This window comes from Martinezella lusitana (assembly GCF_014207095.1).
GTDB classification, from domain to species: Bacteria; Pseudomonadota; Alphaproteobacteria; order Rhizobiales; family Rhizobiaceae; genus Rhizobium; species Rhizobium lusitanum_B.
Map to the genome: position 1 here is coordinate 21,338 of NZ_JACHBG010000034.1, position 19,304 is coordinate 40,641.

At 55.6% G+C, this 19,304-nt stretch carries 14 protein-coding genes, 2 pseudogenes and 1 other annotated feature; of the genes and pseudogenes, 7 read left to right on the forward strand and 9 right to left on the reverse strand.

All coding sequences use genetic code 11. The features are described from left to right. Positions 1 to 705: 705 nt before the first annotated feature. From GGD46_RS31835 to GGD46_RS31865, 7 genes are all read right to left on the reverse strand, one after another. Entirely contained in the window at positions 706 to 1,890 is a 1,185-nt protein-coding gene (locus GGD46_RS31835) for a hypothetical protein (RefSeq protein ID WP_004122936.1), read from the reverse strand. 6 nt (positions 1,891 to 1,896) lie between these two features. Then, positions 1,897 to 2,520 (reverse strand): His-Xaa-Ser repeat protein HxsA, encoded by a 624-nt coding sequence (gene hxsA, locus GGD46_RS31840; protein WP_004122938.1) that lies wholly within the window; start codon positions 2,518 to 2,520, stop codon positions 1,897 to 1,899. Continuing rightward, on the reverse strand, positions 2,517 to 3,599 hold the full coding sequence (gene hxsC / locus GGD46_RS31845) for a His-Xaa-Ser system radical SAM maturase HxsC (RefSeq protein ID WP_004122943.1): 1,083 nt from the start codon (positions 3,597 to 3,599) through the stop codon (positions 2,517 to 2,519). Before hxsC ends, hxsA begins: the two co-directional genes overlap by 4 nt. Beyond that, a complete protein-coding gene (gene hxsB / locus GGD46_RS31850; RefSeq protein ID WP_004122947.1) occupies positions 3,596 to 5,002 on the reverse strand; it encodes a His-Xaa-Ser system radical SAM maturase HxsB in 1,407 nt (468 codons plus the stop codon). Before hxsB ends, hxsC begins: the two co-directional genes overlap by 4 nt. Then, positions 4,999 to 5,433, reverse strand: a complete 435-nt coding sequence (locus GGD46_RS31855; protein WP_240535489.1) for a hypothetical protein — start codon at positions 5,431 to 5,433, stop codon at positions 4,999 to 5,001. Before GGD46_RS31855 ends, hxsB begins: the two co-directional genes overlap by 4 nt. Positions 5,434 to 5,806: 373 nt before the next feature. After that, positions 5,807 to 6,703, reverse strand: a complete 897-nt coding sequence (locus GGD46_RS31860; protein ID WP_004122951.1) for an MFS transporter — start codon at positions 6,701 to 6,703, stop codon at positions 5,807 to 5,809. A 291-nt stretch (positions 6,704 to 6,994) separates the two neighbouring features. After that, entirely contained in the window at positions 6,995 to 8,392 is a 1,398-nt protein-coding gene (locus GGD46_RS31865; protein WP_004122953.1) for a short-chain fatty acyl-CoA regulator family protein, read from the reverse strand. 124 nt (positions 8,393 to 8,516) lie between these two features. Here GGD46_RS31865 and GGD46_RS31870 point away from each other — a divergent pair, with 124 nt between their 5' ends. Both GGD46_RS31870 and GGD46_RS31875 read left to right on the forward strand, forming a co-directional pair. Next, positions 8,517 to 10,109 carry an isocitrate lyase gene (locus GGD46_RS31870; RefSeq protein WP_004122955.1) on the forward strand — a complete coding sequence of 531 codons (1,593 nt, stop codon included), beginning with the start codon at positions 8,517 to 8,519 and terminating at the stop codon, positions 10,107 to 10,109. A 63-nt stretch (positions 10,110 to 10,172) separates the two neighbouring features. Further along, positions 10,173 to 10,352 (forward strand): hypothetical protein, encoded by a 180-nt coding sequence (locus GGD46_RS31875; protein WP_015342020.1) that lies wholly within the window; start codon positions 10,173 to 10,175, stop codon positions 10,350 to 10,352. Positions 10,353 to 10,450: 98 nt separating this feature from the next. Here GGD46_RS31875 and GGD46_RS31880 read toward each other — a convergent pair. Beyond that, positions 10,451 to 11,679 (reverse strand): IS3-like element ISRtr2 family transposase gene (locus tag GGD46_RS31880; RefSeq protein WP_076611960.1). Its coding sequence is split into 2 segments (ribosomal slippage): positions 10,451 to 11,391 and positions 11,391 to 11,679, totalling 1,230 coding nucleotides; the frame shifts between segments, so codons are not numbered across the junction. Then, positions 11,282 to 11,398: a sequence feature (AL1L pseudoknot), on the reverse strand. (Overlaps the previous gene by 117 nt.) Positions 11,680 to 11,819: 140 nt before the next feature. Here GGD46_RS31880 and gltA point away from each other — a divergent pair. Continuing rightward, positions 11,820 to 13,109, forward strand: a complete 1,290-nt coding sequence (gene gltA, locus GGD46_RS31885) for a citrate synthase (RefSeq protein WP_004129043.1) — start codon at positions 11,820 to 11,822, stop codon at positions 13,107 to 13,109. 408 nt (positions 13,110 to 13,517) lie between these two features. Further along, positions 13,518 to 14,990: pseudogene (locus tag GGD46_RS31890) on the forward strand (NAD-dependent succinate-semialdehyde dehydrogenase). A 162-nt stretch (positions 14,991 to 15,152) separates the two neighbouring features. Here the strand turns inward: GGD46_RS31890 and GGD46_RS31895 are convergent. Continuing rightward, positions 15,153 to 15,496, reverse strand: a pseudogene (locus GGD46_RS31895) (glutamate dehydrogenase); the annotation flags it as partial. Between the two features lie 613 nt (positions 15,497 to 16,109). Here GGD46_RS31895 and GGD46_RS31900 point away from each other — a divergent pair. From GGD46_RS31900 to GGD46_RS31910, 3 genes are all read left to right on the forward strand, one after another. Continuing rightward, a complete protein-coding gene (locus tag GGD46_RS31900; RefSeq protein ID WP_004129031.1) occupies positions 16,110 to 16,946 on the forward strand; it encodes a transporter substrate-binding domain-containing protein in 837 nt (278 codons plus the stop codon). Between the two features lie 56 nt (positions 16,947 to 17,002). Beyond that, positions 17,003 to 17,977, forward strand: a complete 975-nt coding sequence (locus GGD46_RS31905) for an amino acid ABC transporter permease (RefSeq protein ID WP_004129028.1) — start codon at positions 17,003 to 17,005, stop codon at positions 17,975 to 17,977. 122 nt (positions 17,978 to 18,099) lie between these two features. Then, positions 18,100 to 18,843: an amino acid ABC transporter ATP-binding protein gene (locus tag GGD46_RS31910; RefSeq protein ID WP_028755383.1), complete on the forward strand. Its 744-nt coding sequence runs from the start codon at positions 18,100 to 18,102 to the stop codon at positions 18,841 to 18,843. The last annotated feature ends 461 nt before the right edge of the window (positions 18,844 to 19,304 follow it).

Here is a 19,304-nt window from a genome sequence, read left to right on the forward strand (position 1 = left end):
TGATCGGGGGCGCTGTCTTCGCAGCGAATACGACGTCAAAGCCGGGAACGGCGTCTCACGCCCCTGTTTCGTCACTTATTCCCTCGCGCAATCAGATCGTGACAGCGCCGGTTACTACCCCAACACGCGCTCAGGAAAAAGCGCTTCCTGCGTCTCAAACTTCGGTGGTAACCGCGACTCCTGCAAGTGCAGAGCCGTCGCCCACATCTTCCAGTACAGCGAATGCGACATCCGTTTCGGAAGCGGCTCCGTCTTTCTCCGCACCTACGCCTCAAAGCACCGAGGCGAGCCCTGGGCTTCCGATCACGCAGCCAACGAGCGGCGCCCCTGAACCTGATCCGTACGTCTTCGATGGATTGATCGCGTCCATCGAGAAATCGGAGGCGACCACCATCGCGCCTGCGGTCGATCCTTTCGATAAGGCCACCCCGCCCCCTGCCGCGAGGTTCGCTTACATTCGGCTACCTCTTGAACTCAGAGACGGCCCTGGTCCTAAGTACATCGTTGTCGGCAGTCTTGGGCAGAACGCCCTTGTATCTCTTATGGAGCAAGAAGCGGGTTGGACCCACGTTAGCGCCGGCGACGCCATTGGCTGGGTGCCTCCTGGGATGATTTCCTCCAGTCCCGTGCTTTCTGTTGCTCGCAAACCGACTCCTGCAGCACGGTCAGTCGAAACTCCACGCCGCGAGGGCGGCCGCTAGTTGATCACGGGCTGGCGCACTGCCTCCAGCCCAATCCCCGCTGATCACACCATCCAGAGCTATTCAAATCGGCCTCCAGGATCGAGCGCGATTTGCATACTTCCGCGTCGACAGCGTTCCCAATCGAGCAGGCGGTAGCGTCGAGAATCCAACGGCGGATGATACGATCGGGGCCGGCGACTGCTTTGTCGGTCTCAATGACCCTGCCCGTCTCACTGACTATCCTTCGACTAACCGGGTCCCAAGTCAGCGCCAGGTTGACTGCGCCTGAAGCACCCTTTTTTCTGGTTGCACTGAAGGCGTACCAGTCGACAACGCCGAAGACTGAACACTTGTCTGCACAAAGCGCATGAACTGAACCCGGCCGCGCTGTGTAGATTCTTGTCGGCCATCGGTCCACGAAAGCGCTCTTCTCCTTAAGCACATCTTCTCGCGAAAGGTCTTTTCCGTAATACTGGATGCGGTCGGCATAGACGTTGCGAAGAAAGGCTACCGCCTCGCTGCTCGAGCCCGACCATACCCGCTGGAACTCATTGAACACTTCCACTGCCCCTGCTTGATCGGTGGGCTGAATATCCTGCACTTCATCTGCCGAAGCGCTTTCTTCATTGAGCTGGGCCGTTACCAGCTGATAGCCCGCCATATCGACAAGATTCAATTCTTTCGATTGCCCCAGCGGCATTGACAACGCTGCGTCCAGAAGCGAAGCGCTGACACCCATCGTGCCGAGGTAGTCTTTGAGGGCTGCTGACACTGAGGGATTGAGACGACCGTCAGATTCCGCAGATGTCGCAAACGTCTCTACAGATATGCCTATGCTCTCATCTTCGGCATAACGACTAAGGCCACCCATAAAAGCCAAAAGGCAGGTTTCGAGACAAGGGGAGCCTTTTGTCTGGAGCGTCGGAAGGCCGGTCTTGCGGATTGCCTTCCCGAAAGCCATCGCGATTGATCGATCGCCACCCGCCGAATTAAACGCGATGTATTTGGCCGGGCTTGCAGCAAGTTCTAAGGCGATGTGTTGAGGATCATCGCCAGTCTCGAAGCTGCCCTCAACAAGAAGGATCGTGGTCCCATTCGTCGTGGAGAGATGACGGTAAGAGACCGCAGCAGTCGCGGCGCCCATCGAAACCGAAACAGACAAAACAATTGTGATAATCGTATAAAGGAAACGCCGTTTCATTCGCATGGCGGTTTAGTTCGTCGCGATCCCCAGGGCCGACAGGACCTGCGGAGTTATGGTGCCGGTGACTTTGAGACCGTACGCGTCCTGCATTTTACTGAGCCCGCCCTTCGTGGCGGCATCGACTTGACCTGTTATCGGGCCGCCGAAATAACCAAATGCGATCAGAGCGGTCTGGACCTGTATGACGATACGGCGAAATTTGTCCGAGTTGCCTGGCAACGTCTTCAGTGGCACTGGCTGCGCGCTCGTCGAAGAGGATTGCGTCGAATAGGTGCCAGTTGACGTCGTCGCCGGTAAGTTTGGAGTGGTTGGGAGACTTCTGATGACCGGCCCCGGGTTGGGCTGATAGCGCGGTGTCGGATCGGGGGATGGATAAGCAGTGTCATAATCGCCCCGTGGGACGTAGCCACCTCCAGCTGAGGATGCGTGGCTTGCGTGACTGGCATGGCTTGCGTGGCTCGAATGCGAGCTATGGCCGGCAAGGGTGTAGACCTGCTTGACCCGCAACCGTTCGAACAAGGTGGCGGCCGGCTTCTTTTCGGTAAGGCCGATGATCGGCGCAGCATCACCTTTCGATGGCATGAAACCGGCCGCGATCAACGACGGCACCAGGTAGATCTTGCGCTTCTTCATTGTGGTGAGAGTCCCCCAAACCCCTGATCAGCTTTATACCATTCAAAAAATCCACCACAAGTAGAGCGCAGCGAACATCCGCTGCACTGTTCCAAAAATTTGTTCTTCCAATCTGAAATCGTGCCTGGTGCCAGATGTCGGTACCCTGGAGGGACACTGCAAAGAGGGAAATTATAGAGCAGCGTTTGAATACCGCGCCCAATCGCGAGGTTGATGGCTGTGCGGAGTCGGCCGAAATCCAGCGACGTATCCTTGAACGAATGGGCCCAGTTCATTCTGCCGTAGCCAATATTTTCCAGTTGCATGATCGCCCATACGTCAATGAACGGAAGCCGGGTCGAGACATAGTTCGCAAGCTGTGGCAACACATCCCAGTTCTGCTGGAGGACAACCGTACGAAGCTCGACCGCTGCCCCCGCCCTCATCAGCGCCGTCAAGTTCAACGACAGCGTTTCAAAGGCTCCGGATTTTCCAACAATGCTGTCGTGAAGTCCCGCATAAGGCGCATAGAGCGGAATGCCCCATAGCACGCGATCACGTCCGATCTCATCCATCACGGTGCTGTCGCCCGGTTCGAAAAACTGGCCGTTGGTCAGAACATGAAATGAGATATCCGGCCGGGCTTTCACGGCTGCTAGAAGAAACTGAAACAGCCTTCCTTTGTGCAGCAGCGGTTCGCCGCCAGATATGGTGATCCGAGCGTTTTCCGGCGCTAAGGTGGCGGCGACTGTGAACTGGTCGAAGAGGTCGGCGTGATATTTCTTTGGAGGCTGCGAGCACATGACGCAGAGCTGGTCGCATTGCTCGGTGACCAAGAAGGTGTTGTGTCTCGACCGGGATCGCACCAATCGATGCGCTGACTTTCGCCCAGGAACTAGAAGCAGGACGTCACCGTCAAGATCGGTTTCGGGACCGCAGTGGACGCGAAGCGAGTAACCCGCGAGATCGAAGGTTTGACTTTCCTGATCTCTGTCGATCAGGAGTGCATCATATTCACTGTCCACCGCGTGCGAGCGCAAGCGAACGATACTTGGATTGTCGATCGGGACGTCATCGATCTTGAGCCGCAAATCGATCATGTGTGTACCGGCGCCAGTGACGGATCGAATTCCGGAATTCCGGCCCAGAACGCAAGGCTCTTTTGGACTTTCTCGTCAGCCGAATAGAGCAGCTCGAAGATCTTGTCGAAGATTGCGGTATGACGGCGACAGAAGGCTGTGTCGGCCTTCGGTAGATCGATGCGCCCATAACGGGATAGATCGTCAACAACGTCCGCACCACACGCGGCTTGGTATGGACAATGGATGCAGTCGGGATGGAATGAATTGGAAGACTCTTGGTTCAGCACGTCTAGCTTGGACTGGTCGATGCCGTCACAAAGATTGCCAATGCTAAGATCGACCTGTCCAACCCGCGTGACCATCCTGGCTTCATCCGTCGGATAGAAGGTGCCATCGTAGTCAATAACGATGTAGTCTCGGCCGAGAATATTCGGATTACGAAGGTCGACGTGCTGATTGTGGCCGCCACGCAGAACCCGCCGCAGGCAGTGTGTGAAATAGAACTCCTCAACCGGCTGCCCGGCGGTCCAATTGTCCTCGATCAGAGCGTCGATAAAATCGGCATGGTAGGCATTCCATTTGTCTTCGAGACCGGTGGTCTGAAACCGTTTTCTGGCAAAACCCTGATGATTAACTGGTCGAAGGAAAATTGACCGAAATCCGAACCGGCCAAATGTATCAATGATCTCGGAAACGCTCGGCAACTGGTTGATGTCTAGCGTCGGGAGAGCCGAGACCTTTCCCTGCCCCAAGCGCTCGATGGCATAGCTGAGGTTCGATACGAATTGCTGCGTGTCTTTGGCGTTTACGGTTCGTTGCCGCTCATGCGTCGAAAATTCGCCATCAAGTGACGTACTCACGAAGACGTCCGAAGCATCCAGGAAATCCCAAGCTTCTTCCGATACTGATTGCAGATTGGTGCATACCGTAAAGAAAACTTCTTGGAACTTGCGGCGAGCGAAATCACGAACCTTCTCCAATAGGTCTAATCGGAGCAGTGGCTCGCCACCCTGGAATTCGATTTTGACGCTCGCGGACGTCATGGCATCGAGAAATCGGAGAACGCGCTCAAGCGTCTCATCCGTCCAATCAAAGCCCGGAGTGCTCTCGTTCACCCGAGACACCTGGCAATAGGCACATGCCAAATTGCAACGGAGGGTCGGAACGAGAATGACGTAATTCAGCTCTTGAGGACGGTGCAACCGTTGGGCCCACCGGTAGGCAAATCCCATATAGGCTGGATCGTCGATCTCATTGAACGCATGACCATTTGCTTCAAGAAAGCCCCTATCCAGTGCCGTCAGCTTTCCGGTCGCATAGCGATTGAGAAAGTGAGCGTCGGCTTTGAAGTAACCGCCCGCATCATCCGCAAAAAGATAGCCGGCGCCGAACGGTTTGAACTTAAGGGGAAATACGGTCATCGCCCGAGGACACCGTCGACCAGGGCACGCCTGAGCGGAAGCGTCTCGGCATAAATTTTCTCGCGATACAGACAGTGGTGGAACTCTCGAACGAGCAGATCACTCGGCGCTGCGCCGTTATCCAACAGGCTGATGGTTTGCGATATTTCGATTTCTGTATCTGGATGCGACGCACTAAACCGAACGATAGCCACTGCGAGATATGGACGGAATGTCGGATCGAGCTCGATCGCACTGCGGCGAGTTTTCTCTGGGGACGAGGTGTGAGAGTTTTGCGGTTTCACGTCAGTGCAGCCTCCCCATTCCGTACGATTGAGATTGTAGCCATGCTGGCATCCAAACACCAGACGGTTGCACTGAATTTTCTCTTTCGAGCCCCGCGCACGACGTCCCAAACCAAGTATCCATTCGACTGGGTTTTCAATTACCACATTTATTCCAGTGAGTGCTTTCGTGATTTGCCCTCTTGCCGTAGCAGGAAGCGCTCGTGATTCCTTGTCTGGCACCGAATCGCAGAGGAGCCAGGGAGGCGTGGTTTGATAGCGACCTTGCCGGTCACGGCGGGCAACACTTTGCCGATGTGAATCCTTTTCGTTCCAATATTCGAAATGCCGTTGACGTCTCACAAAGGAAGGGCCGCCTCGAAGGGGCTATTGGCGGCCCAAAGGTGACTGCTCGTGCAGCCACTTTGGCGAATGAAAGGAAAATTCGCCTAAGCCATAGTAGAATTTCAATTTTGATATTGCAACGGTCACTTTGAAATAGCTGTAGCACGAAGCTCTACCACTGATTGATTTACCATACCTATTTGCCGATGCGAACCGATGTCTTGCAAACAGCTGAAGTCGAGCTGGGGGATGATGGGAGACGCCGGCGCTTTTTGCAAACCACGCTGAGCTGCGGCGACAGCCTTCGGGCCAGCGGCCAAGGCCTCCCACAGCCGAATTGGAACCGCGCATAACCTCGGCGACGCGATGCACGGCAATTTCTTGATCTTGGGTCATCATGTTTATGGTTCCTGCCTTGGGCGTTTTCAAAGCTTCCAGTTCCTTTAGGTATCGATCCACTTGATTTCGGCCGGGCACTCAGCCAGCCCGTGGAGCAGCCAAATGCGACCGAAAGCGAGTGGCTCTGTGCAACCGTTCCCTTGATTTCTGAGGACATAGCGGTGAAGCGCAAGCCATCACAGATAGCTGTAAACATCGCCTCACGCGGCAAGGATGAGGAAAGCGTTTTCCATTTATTTTGCCACAAGGTGATCAGCGGAACTGCAAAACCAAATGTTGCAATCGCAAAGGCAGAGAGGGGCCTCGCTGAGGCAACGACGATCCCTCCCAGTGCGGGACCGACACTGCGAACAGTATTGAACCCGACAGAAATAAGCGTGACTGCACCCGGCAGGTGGGGCCGTTCGACGATATCCCCGACCGATGCCTGCCAGGCGGGATCGTGGAGAGCAATGCCGCAGCCAGCCTGAAAACTGAAACCGAGAATGATCCACGGATCAGTTTCGTCGAAAGCAACGGAAAGCGTGAGCATGGCGGACGCGGTCATCATAAGGCTTCGGCCAATGATCATCACCTTACGTCGGCTAAAGTTGTCAGCGATCGCCCCGACGAAAATGGCCAGAATGAATGCAGGTGACGTTGAAGACGCCTGGACCAATGCGACCATCACATCCGAGGTCGAAAGGGTCGCCATCAGCCAACTGATCGCAACCGCTTACATTAGCCGGCCGAGACTGGAGAACTGATTGGCGGGCCAGATGGCGCGAAACGTAGGATTTGTTCAGCGGCGCCGACAACGTTGATGAAGCAGGAAACCTGCATTAATAGACAGGTTGACGCCCTTTGGCGGGAAGCTTTTTGACTAAGAGAGCGTCACTTTAGGAGTGACATGCCACGATCCCGGATTGAACGGCGGAGCCGATCCGAATTCGTTCCACCTTGGCGCCGATACAACACGAGGGCGCACCTCCTGCGGCCCTCATCCTCAGTCGGAAAACCCAAATGGCGCGTCCGTGCGCCGGTAGTGATCAGGCAAGATCTGTCGGCCGATTGGCGGTTCCGACCGGGATGTGCAGCTATCGCGTTGGCAAAGACGACAGGTAATGCCGATGGGCGTTGGCACAACGGACGTGTTGTCCTTATGATAGACCAGACGTTCGACGTGGCTGGCTTCGCAAACCAGCGCCACGGCCCGATCGACGCGCGGAAGTCCAAAGGCACCTCCCCCGGAACTTACGGTTCGAGCGATCGAAAAAAATAGTTGGCCATCCGGCAACTCTAGCCACTGCGTTACCACCGTCCTCGGCGTTGTAAAAACCTGGTGCAACGTCCAAAGGGGGCAACCACCGCCATGTCGTGCGAAGGGAAAATTTGCGCTGTCGAGGCGCTTGGACACGTTGCCTGCAGAATCCACACGGATAAAGAAGAAGGGGATCCGCTCTTGTCCGGGCTTCTGCAGTGTGGTCAGCCGATGTGCCGTCTGTTCGAAACTGGTGCCAAATTGACGCGAGAGCGCTTCGACATCATAGCGGCGCGCTTCAACCGCTTTGGCAAATTGCGTGTAGGGCATGACAACGGCTGCTGCAAAGTAGCCTGCGAGCGCCCGGTACGCTAATCGTCGCCCACTCTCTGTCGCAAGATTGCCTTCTTGAACGAACTTTTGAATATCGCCCTCGGATTCAAGATAGGCGAGTTGCTGTGCAAGTTGAAAGTTTTGGCTTGCCAGATCCAAGCAGTCGTCAAGTAGAACCTCATGCCTGTGTCGGTCCAGTCGGCGGACCGATCCTGACATGATCTCCGTTGGTAATCGTCTCACTCGAAGATTGTGACGTTGCATAAGATAGAATGGAAGCCCGCCAGCCTCCTTCACCGCCGCCGCCAACTTTTCTGCCGCAACATCAAGGCCAGGAAAGCAATTACGTCGAGCTGCGAGGAACCGTCGCACGCCCGCAACAGGATCTGCTCCTTCATCGATCCCTCCGTCGAGGGCGGCCTGTCGTTGATCGGCAAGAACAATCTGTTCCTCCTTGTACGAGGTGTAGAGCCGCAGCATCGCTTCTGCAAACCCCGGAAAGCTGCTGAGCACGTCTGCGACTTCGAGCGGTGATATCTCTATGCCACTGAATATTGGATCCTTCATGGTCGATTGTAGTCGCGCAAGGATTTCGGGCGTGCCGTCGTCGGCAAAGAGCGACATGTCGAGCTTGTAGATCTTCGCAAGTCGCAGAAGAATCTCGGCCGTAACTGGTCGCTGATTCCCCTCCATGAGCGCGACATAAGAAGGGGAGACATCGAGGTCAGATGCCATGTCGGCTTGAGTGAGGCCAAGATTTTTCCGCAAGCGTCGAAGTCGCGGACCGAGATAAACGCAGAGTTTTTCCATACACCGATTACAGCATTACAAAATATCCTTGTAAAGTTTGACAACATCACAAAGGCACCGGCTGAAAAGAAAACGGCGACCCGCTATTGCAGTGCACACAACTGGCCGACCCTTGGAGGAGTAAATGTCGTATTCAGATAGTGTTGAAGGAGCCAAAACCTTGATTGTCGAAAACCACGCATGGTCCGGCCTCACTGCCGAAGCTGTCGCTCGCATGCGCCTTCAGAACAGATTCAGAACCGGTCTAGACATTGCGCGCTATACCGCTGCGATCATGCGTCGGGACATGGGCGCCTATGATCAAGACCCGAGCAAATATACGCAGTCGCTCGGATGCTGGCATGGGTTTATTGCCCAACAGAAAGTCATCTCGCTGAAAAAGCACTTCGGCACGACGGAACGCCGTTACATCTATCTCTCAGGTTGGATGGTTACGGCACTGCGGTCGCAGTTCGGTCCGCTCCCCGACCAGTCCATGCATGAAAAAACGAGCGTGCCGGCCCTTGTCGAGGAGATCTACACCTTCTTGCGCCAGGCAGATTCACGCGAACTCGGCATGTTGTTCAGGGAAATCGACAAAGCCCGGGTGGAGGGTGACCGAGCGCGGGAACAGCAGCTGGTTCAGGCGGTCGACAATCATCAGACCCACGTCATTCCCATCATTGCTGATATTGATGCAGGTTTCGGAAATGCCGAAGCAACCTACCTGCTGGCGAAAAAGTTGATTGAAGCCGGCGCCTGCGCGCTGCAGATCGAGAACCAGGTCTCCGATGAAAAGCAGTGCGGCCATCAGGACGGAAAGGTGACCATTCCGCACGAGGAATTCGTCGCCAAGATCCGCGCATGCCGCTACGCGTTTCTCGAGCTCGGCATCGACGACGGCATCATCGTGGCTCGCACCGATTCACTCGGCGCAGGCCTTACCAAGCAGATCGCCTTCAGCGTCAGCGAAGGCGACATCGCCGACCTGTACAACGGCTTCCTGGATTGCGACGATGTCACCGGCCAGCCACCCTCCAACGGCGACGTGTTGATCACGCGCGGCTCGAAGCTCTTGCGGCCGAAGCGGCTGCGTTCCAACCTTTATCAGTTTCGTGAAGGCACAGGCGCCGACCGCTGCGTGATTGACTGCATCAATGCGCTTAACAATGGCGCCGACTTGCTGTGGATCGAGACCGAAAAGCCTCATGTCGAACAGATCGCGAGCATGATGGACCGCATCCGGCAGGTGATCCCCAATGCCAAGCTGGTCTATAACAACTCGCCCTCTTTTAACTGGACGCTGAATTTCCGGCAGCAGGTTTTTGATGGTTGGCAGAGCGAAGGAAGGGACGTCTCTGGGTTCGACAGGGCCAAGCTGATGAGCGAACAATATGACGACAGCGATTTGGCGCGGGAAGCCGACGAAAAAATCAGGACCTTCCAGCATGACGCCTCCAAACGCGCCGGCATTTTCCATCACCTGATTACGCTGCCGACCTATCACACCACGGCGCTCTCGACGGACAATCTCGCCAAAGAATATTTCGGCGCGCAGGGCATGCTCGGTTACGTCGCCAACGTCCAGCGAAGGGAAATCCGCCAGGGCATTGCCTGCGCGAAGCACCAGAACATGGCTGGTTCTGACATTGGCGACGATCACAAAGAGTATTTTGCCGGCGAGGCGGCGCTTAAGGCCGGCGGAGCCAATAACACGATGAACCAGTTTGCGGCCTGATGCAGACCTACCTTGCAAGGGACCTGCAGCAGGCCTGCGTCCTTTACCTTACCGGAGGAAGTAATGTCGAACGACGAAGAGAAAAAGAAACCGATCTTGCTGGAGCGACCGCGGGCTGTCTTTTCGCAAGAGGACTTTGAGCTCATCCGGGTAGCTGTCGCCCACTATCTGCACGTGGTGAAAAACGAGCCAGTGGCAGTAAAATACTCAAACCTGCATCACCGGCTCGGCCGGATATCTTAAGATCGCAGCTCTTGTAATCGCGCGTCGCAATTGCGCTCGAAGAGTTTCGTTCCGAACCCTGAACCGCGCCGGGTTTGCCGGAGGCCGTTTGGTTTAAGTTATGCGGCCATGGCTGGCTCGTCCAGCATGGCATAGTAACGTTCTTCGGCTTCGGCAGGCGGAATGTTTCCTATGGGCTCCAGAAGACGCCGGTTGTTGAACCAATCCACCCATTCGAGTGTGGCGAACTCCACGGCTTCGAAATTGCGCCATGGTCCCCGCCGATGGATGACCTCGGCCTTGTAGAGGCCGTTGATCGTTTCGGCGAGAGCGTTGTCGTAACTGTCGCCGACGCTTCCAACGGAAGGCTCGATGCCTGCCTCCGCCAGCCGTTCGGAATACTTAATCGATACGTATTGAACACCCCTGTCGGAGTGGTGGATGAGCCCACCGCGATGGACTGGCCGCCGGTCATGGAGTGCCTGGTCCAGGGCATCGAGGACGAAACCCGCATGAGCGGTTCGGCTCGCCCGCCAGCCGACGATGCGGCGGGCGAACGCGTCGATCACGAAAGCGACGTAAACGAAGCCTTGCCAAGTGGCTACATACGTGAAATCGGAAAGCCACAACATGTTCGGCGCGGGAGCGCAGAACTGGCGGTTCACGCGGTCGAGCGGACATAGAGCGGCCTTGTCAGACACGGTCGTTTTGACGGGCTTTCCACGGATAATGCCCTGAAGACCCATCATTCTCATAAGCCGAGAAACAGTGCATCGAGCTATGTCGAAGCCTTCCCGCTGCAACTGCCGCCATACTTTCCGCACGCCGTAGACTTGGAAATTCTCATTGAACACTCGGCGTATCTCGACCTTCATGGCCGCGTCGCGACGAGCGCGGGCCGACAGGCGGTCCACGTCCGTGCGCTTGGCGATGGCGTCATAGTAAGTGGACGGGGCAATCGGCAGCAGCCTGCAGATCGGCTCGACCCCGAACTTTGAGCGGTGTTCGTCGATGAAGGAAATCATCGCTTCAGTGGGCGGTCGAGCTCCGCCTGGGCAAAATAAGCCGACGCCTTACGCAAAATCTCATTGGCCTGTCGAAGCTCGCGGTTCTCCCGCTCAAGGGCCTTCATCTTCTCGGCGACATCGCTTGGAAGGCCTGCTCGTTTGCCGCTGTCAACATCGGCTTTCTTCACCCACTCATGCAGCGTATGTGCCGAGCAGCCAATCTTGGCGGCTATGGATGAAACTGCCGCCCACCGGGATGGATGCTCGGCCTCATGGTCCAAAACCATGCGGATGGCTCGGTCACGAACTTCAGGTGAAAATTTGTTGGTCGTCTTGCTCATATCGGCTCCACTTTCTCACGAGTTGGAGCCTCCGGCAAACCCGGCGCGGTTCACCCCCTCTGCGGGAAGACAATTAGAACACAGATCAGTTCATTCGGCAGCTGTTAGTTCCCAGCTAGCGAGCCCTGAGGAAAAATATCATGGATAACAACAATGCTTGTGTCTTAGTCGACGGCCATAGTGCCGAATTGAAACTTCGATCAAGCACGATCGGTCCGAACGTCCTCGGCATTGGATCCCTCTACGAGCAGACGAAGATGTTCACCTATGATCCTGGCTTCACTTCGACTGCGTCGTGCGAGTCCAGCATCACCTTTATTGATGGCGACGAAGGCGTTCTGCTGCATCGCGGTTATCCGATCGAACAGCTTGCCGAGCACGGCGACTTCCTCGAAGTCTGTTACCTGCTGCTCTACGGCGAATTGCCGACCGCAGCCCAGAAGAAGGACTTCGACTATCGGGTCGTGCACCACACCATGGTGCATGAACAAATGTCCCGCTTCTTCACCGGTTTCCGCCGCGATGCGCATCCGATGGCCGTCATGTGCGGCTGCGTCGGCGCTCTGTCGGCCTTCTATCACGACTCCACCGACATCACCGATCCGCACCAGCGCATGGTCGCAAGCCTTCGTATGATCGCCAAGATGCCGACGCTTGCCGCCATGGCCTACAAGTACCATATCGGCCAGCCCTTCGTTTACCCGAAGAACGATCTCGACTATGCGTCGAATTTCCTGCGCATGTGCTTTGCCGTGCCCTGCGAGGAATATGTGGTCAATCCGGTGCTTGCCCGCGCCATGGACCGCATCTTCATCCTGCACGCGGATCATGAACAGAACGCATCGACCTCGACGGTTCGCCTCGCCGGCTCTTCCGGCGCCAATCCCTTTGCTTGCATCGCCGCCGGCATCGCATGCCTCTGGGGCCCGGCCCATGGCGGCGCCAACGAAGCTGCGCTCAACATGCTGACGGAAATCGGCACGGTCGACCGCATTCCGGAATATATCGCCCGCGCCAAGGACAAGAACGATCCGTTCCGATTGATGGGCTTCGGTCATCGCGTTTACAAGAACTACGATCCGCGCGCCAAGATCATGCAGAAGACGGCGCACGAGGTCCTCGGCGAACTCGGCATCAAGGACGATCCGCTGCTCGACATCGCGATCGAACTGGAGCGTATCGCGCTGACCGATGACTATTTCATCGAGAAGAAGCTTTACCCGAATGTCGACTTCTATTCCGGCATCACGCTGAAGGCGCTCGGCTTCCCCACGACCATGTTCACGGTACTATTTGCGCTCGCCCGCACCGTCGGCTGGATTGCCCAGTGGAACGAGATGATCGAAGATCCGGATCAGCGTATCGGCCGCCCGCGCCAGCTCTATACCGGCGCACCGCTGCGCGAATACGTTCCGCTTTCAAAGCGCTGAGCGACATCCGTGATGAAACGAATACCCGGCTGCTCAGCTGCGATCTCGCAGGGTTGAATGCAATGGCGACCGAACAGTGGTGCTTGACGAATCTTGCTTCCCTTGCGAAGGCCTAGCGCGAGCATGCGAAGACGTTGAAAGCGACCGTTCTGCTCGTTGAACTCAGCGACTTCGCGGACGTCAAACGTATCTATGCCGCCCCCCTCTAGACCCCCTACCCCTGCTGGCGGTGGAAGGCGTTGGCGAAAGGTGCAAAAGTGAAATCGAGACCTTGATCGCTCTCAGTCAAGCTGCGCGCCGCCTTCACCGCAACGATCAGGAACAACATTGCTCCGGCGTCCCCGTTCAGCATAAACGTTCAGATGAACAAAGCTGTAGACGTTGACGATCGGAACAGGAAGAACGGGAATGACGCTCACTGCTGCGCTAACGAGGCATCTAAAAAATCCGGAGCAATTCCTCGACCTATCCGAGCCTAGCACGCACACGGCTACATCTATGAAGCGCTTTGCGGTCTTTAACCCGTCCACCGGCGATCTGCTGGCCGAGGTGCCGGACATGAGTGCCGAAGAGGTTTCCGCAGCCATTGACAAGGCGCATGCTGCCCAAGCGCCTTGGGCTGGGCTCACCGCCCGGGCGCGCTCGGACATCCTGTGGAAGTGGCACCGGCTGATCCTCGAACATAGCGACGATCTTGCCGTGATCTTGACGGCTGAGATGGGAAAGCCGCTGGGAGAGGCGAAATCGGAAGTCTTGTACGCGGCGGCATATCTCTAATGGTACGCCGAAGAGGCCAACCGCATTTACGGCGAGACCATTTCAGCGCCCTCCAATGACAGGCGTATGCTGGTGATCAAGCAACCAATCGGTGTTGTCGGGGCCATTACCCCTTGGAACTTTCCGGCCTCGATGGTAGCGCGCAAGATTTCGCCGGCGCTTGCCGCTGGCTGTACCGTTGTCTTGAAGCCCGCTGAGCAAACGCCCCTCGTTGCCGGGGCCATGTTCGCCCTCGCGCGTGCAGCTGGTTTCCCGGAGGGCGTTCTCAATTTCGTCTATGCGTCAGAGGGTGACGCTATCGGTCGTGAATTGTGTTCAAACCCAAAGGTGCGAAAGATCAGTTTCACAGGGTCGAACGAAGTCGGCCGATTACTGATGCGCTAGTGCTCCGACCAAATCAAGCGCATCAGCTTCGAACTCGGCGGGAACGCCCCTTTCATCGTCTTCGACGATGCTGATATCGACGCCGCCGTTGACGGCCCGATCCGAGCCAAGTTTCGCAATGCTGGGCAGACCTGCGTGTCCGCCAATCGGCTGTACGTCCAAAAACGCGTCTATGACGAATTTGCTGAAAAGTTCACCGCGCACGCGCGAAGACTTCGCGTTGGCGACGGCTTTGAACAGGACACCGCGATCGGGCCTCTGATCGACAATCATGCTCTGACAAAGATCGAAGCGCATGTCGATGACGCTGTCAAAAACGGGGCAATAGTGCGATGTGGTGGGCGGCGCATCGGCACGTCCGGAACATTTTTTGAGCCGACCGTGATTACAAATGTCGTCAGCTCAATGCGCATCGCCCAGGAAGAGACTTTCGGTCCTCTGGCACCAATCATCCGTTTCGACGACCCGGAGCAAGTCGTGCGATACGCTAACGATACGATCTACGGCCTCGCCGCCTATTTCTATGCTTCGAACCTCAGGCGGGTCTGGCGTGTGGCCGAGGCGCTGGAATACGGGATGGTCGGCATTAACACCGGCCGCATGTCGTCGGAGGCTGCACCCTTTGGAGGGATCAAGCAGTCAGGCATTGGACGTGAAGGCTCCCGCCACGGCCTCGAGGACTATCTTGAAATGAAGTACCTTTGCCTGGGTGGCCTCTGACGCGGATTAAGACCTCCCGCGATTTGACGCTGTTGATACCAGTCTCTCTCGCAAAAAAGAGGCTGCCGTCCTTGTTCGGCGGCAGCCAAGTCGCTTGGGAGGCGAATTCAAAGCTCAAGCGACTGATCCCCTAAACGAAGCCCTTTTCGTACGTGTCGCCGATCAGATACCTATCGCTTCATAGGCATCGGCGATCTGTCGGATTGACGCGACATAGGCGGCGGTTCGGTAGTCACCGAGTTCCGGTTGCTGCTCCATCAGGTCAGCAATGCGCCCCCAGGTGCTTCGCATCACGTCTTCCAGTCCGGAACGAACGAGATCGATTTCCGCGCCGCCTTCGAGGAACTCGTCACGGATGTCGGCAGGGAACTCCTTACCGGTCATGCATTCGAGGGCCGGTGCGATGGTCTGGTTGCGCCGCTCGCGCCGGCGGCGCTCCATCAAGCCGAAGCCGAAGGGATATGCGTGAGATTCTTCACCCATTCGAAGTAGCTGACGATCAGGCCGCTTCTTTGTTGCGAACATCCTTCCATTAACAACACGGCACAAGTCTGGCGGACCGGTAAGTAGGGGCACACTCCCAAGGACCCTACGAGCCGGAACCAATGCCTAACGCAATATGACCACTAATGCAACGAGTGTCTTAGTTTGCGATATATGGATCAGGTGTAACATCGCTTTCAAGATCATTGGGCTGCATCTGATGCGCCAGCGCACGAGCCATCCATTGGATGTCGCTCCCCAATCGAGGTTGCGACACCGCACCCTGGCAAGTTTAAATGTAAATGGCGTGGCCACTGATCAGGCCTTCCGGGCCGTCCGCTTTGACGACCGATTACACTTAGTTCCAAGAAGTGACGACACCCGCGCCCCCTTCGGTCCGGGCCAAGCGGCTACACAACACGGATACCGCAGCGTTATTAAGCCAATAACTCACGGCGATACATTCGGGTCGAACAGACATACTTAAAACAAATGTTGCATTTCGATTTACCACACGATACGCTTCGAAAACGGGGCAGCAGCCTGGGATACCGATCGGGACGCACAAGCTGAGCCGAGGTGCGCCGCGATGAGCCGCGCCGACAATCAAGAAGCACTAACAAAGGGGAATATCGGATGAACAAATTTTTAAAAATGTTGACAGCGGCGTCGTCGGTCGCGGTTGCTTCGGCAATTCCATTAGCCAAAGCAAATGCCGGTGAGGTACTTGATCGCGTACGCGCAACCAAGACGCTGACAGTTGCGGTCGGAACGGACTGGGGGCCGATGTCGCGCATGAATGACAAGCACGAACTTGATGGTGACGATGTCGATATCGCTAAGGGAGTTGCTAAGTACCTAGGGGTGGAGGTCAAGTTTGTTACGCCTGCCTGGGATCTCATCACCTCTGGCCAGTGGGAGGGTCGCTGGGATCTTTCTATGGGTCAAATGACGCCAACCAAGGAGCGTGCGGAAAAATTAAACTTCCCAGCTGTCTACGTGTGGGCGCCAGAAGTTGCCGTTGTTCACAAAGACAGCAAGGCGACGACGCTTTCGGATTTGGACGGAAAGATTGTCGGCGTCGGAGCGGGCAACGTGGCGGAATCCTACGCCAATCACAACTTCAATCCCAGTTGGATTGACGCCAAGCCGGTGCAGTACCAATTTACGCCAGGCCAAGTGAAGACGTATGGATCCAGCAACGTCGCATTCGACGACCTTCGTCTCGGCGACGGTGTTCGTTTAGATGCGGTTCTCGGTGATGATACGGTGGCCCGTGAAGCAATAAAATCAGGCTATCCGATCAAGGTGCTTGGTACCCTCTTCTACGCGCCAGGTGCAATCTCAATTTTGAAGGGCGACGACGAATTCAATGACAAGATCGCGGCCGCCGTCAAGAGTATGAAAGATGACGGTACCCTTTCCAAGATGTCGATCAAGTGGTTCGGGGTGGACTACTGCGAACAAAAATAAGACATCACGCGTTAGCGGCCCGGCTCGGCCGGGCCCATTTTCTTGAAGGGTCTATCATGCTATATCGGGATACAGTTGAATCCGAGGTGCTTGTTCATAAGCCTTGGTTCGTCGCCCTGATCTTCGTCGCAATGCTTGCATTTTTTCTTTCGTTCAACCTTGCGGGCACGACCTTCGGCGAACTTATGCGGCCGGTTATTGGCGACCCGCTACAAAGCGGAATTTACGGGCGTTTTGCGATCGCCTTCGTACTTGCGATCATATTTAGCCTCAACATCGTAGTAGTTGGATTTATTCCATTACAGGTGCAGATTGGCATCGTATGGATGGAACTATTGCTGCTGTTTCTCGCCTTTTTCAGATCATTCAATCTGAGCATGCCCTTCATATGGGAGAATTTGCCTTACCTCATCTCCCAAGGGGTGGTGACTACGATCTATGTTTCAGCGGTCTCGCTTTTCTTTGCCTCGCTAATCGCGATTGTCGCCGCGGTCGCAAAGCTTTCAAGCAATGGCTTCGCATATGCCACCGCCAGTTTTTACACCTCTTTTTTCCGGGGTCTGCCCCTTCTCATGCAGATTTATCTGATTTACCTCGGTTTGCCTCAGTTGGGGATTGTGCTCAATGCCGTTCCCTCGGGCATCTTGGCGTTGTCGCTCTGTGTGGGAGCCTATATGACAGAGATCTTTCGCGCCGGTATCCAGAGTATCGACCGGGGCCAATGGGAAGCGTCAAGATCCATCGGTTTTGGCTTCGGTCTGACCATGCGCAAGATCATCTTGCCGCAGGCTTTTCCTGTCATCATTCCACCGATGGGAAATACGTTCATCTCAATGCTAAAGGATAGTTCGCTTGTGTCGGTACTCGGCGTGTGGGAATTGACGTTCCTTGCCCGCACAATCGGTCAGCCGACGTTTCATCACATGGAGATGCTGATAGCAGCATCGCTCATCTATTGGACAATGTCTGTCTGCCTCGAGATTGGTCAATCACGGCTCGAGCGCCATTTCGGGAGGAGTATGGTACGATGACCCTTAGCAATACATTTGAAGTGAAGGGGGCCGATGAGCGCAACTCTTTGCAGGGGATTGACAACATGCCGCCAGTGCATGTGCCGTCATCCCACAAGTCTTCGAAGCAGAAGCAGGTCTCGATGAGCGCAGAAAAAATAATTGAAGCGACGAACGTTTCCAAGTGGTACGGCGCCTTCAGGGCACTCACTGATGTCAATATTACTGTCAGCAAAAGCGAACGCATCGTCATCTGCGGCCCCTCCGGATCGGGAAAATCGACACTGATCCGATGTTTCAACCGACTTGAGGCGCATCAGGAGGGTGAGATTGCCATTAACGGGATCAGGTTGCACAACAGAATGCGTAACGTCACCGAAGTTCGCAAGAATGTCGGTATGGTGTTCCAGCACTTCAATCTCTTTCCCCACATGACCGTGCTGATGAATTGTATGGCCGGTCCAATGTGGATTAATGGCGTGCCCGAGGCAGAGGCCAAAAAGATCGCTCTTAAGTTCCTAGAGCGCGTTCGCATCCCCGATCAAGCGAACAAATACCCAGCCCAATTATCAGGCGGACAACAGCAGCGCGTCGCGATTGCCCGTTCTCTGTGTATGGAACCAGCAGTGATGTTATTTGATGAGCCTACCTCAGCACTCGACCCTGAAATGGTTTCGGAGGTACTAGAAACTATGACTAGTCTGGCGCGTGAGGGAATGACCATGGTTTGCGTCACCCACGAGATGGGTTTTGCCCGAGCCGTCGCGGATCGGGTAATTTTCATGGATTGTGGTCGAATTGTCGAAGAGGGCAACCCCGATGACTTCTTTGGCAACCCCAAGCACGACAGAACAAAGCTGTTCCTCAGCCAAATCTTGACACATTGAAAGCTGTTATTTCACGCTTGGCTTTGTCTGGTTAGACTTCTGACACCAGACGTCATTAACGTGGCGAACTATCGAGAATGTGGCTTTGCGTGCGTCGACCTATATCTTCTCGAAGACGCAATTGATTATCGTCTAACGCCTTCGCAAGGAGGCGTGCGGCAGCTTGGTGCCGTCGCAGCGGCACCGCATCCGGCGAGCTAGCCGTCACCCATGCTTGTCGATATCTCCCAACAATATTACCGAAGCCGTCGTAACCACAGACTTGCGCGATCGGTTACATGTTTGGTGATCCTTCACAGGAAGTCCGGAGTTCCAGAGGTCCAGTATCCCCACGCCGAGGACCGCCTTGCTTTGTCACGGTGATATCGATGTTTTGCTGAGGTGAGCGGTATCGCCACGTTGCTAACAACGAGGATAACGACGTGTCTATCCATCAGCTTGAGATTTTGGCGGGCAGTATG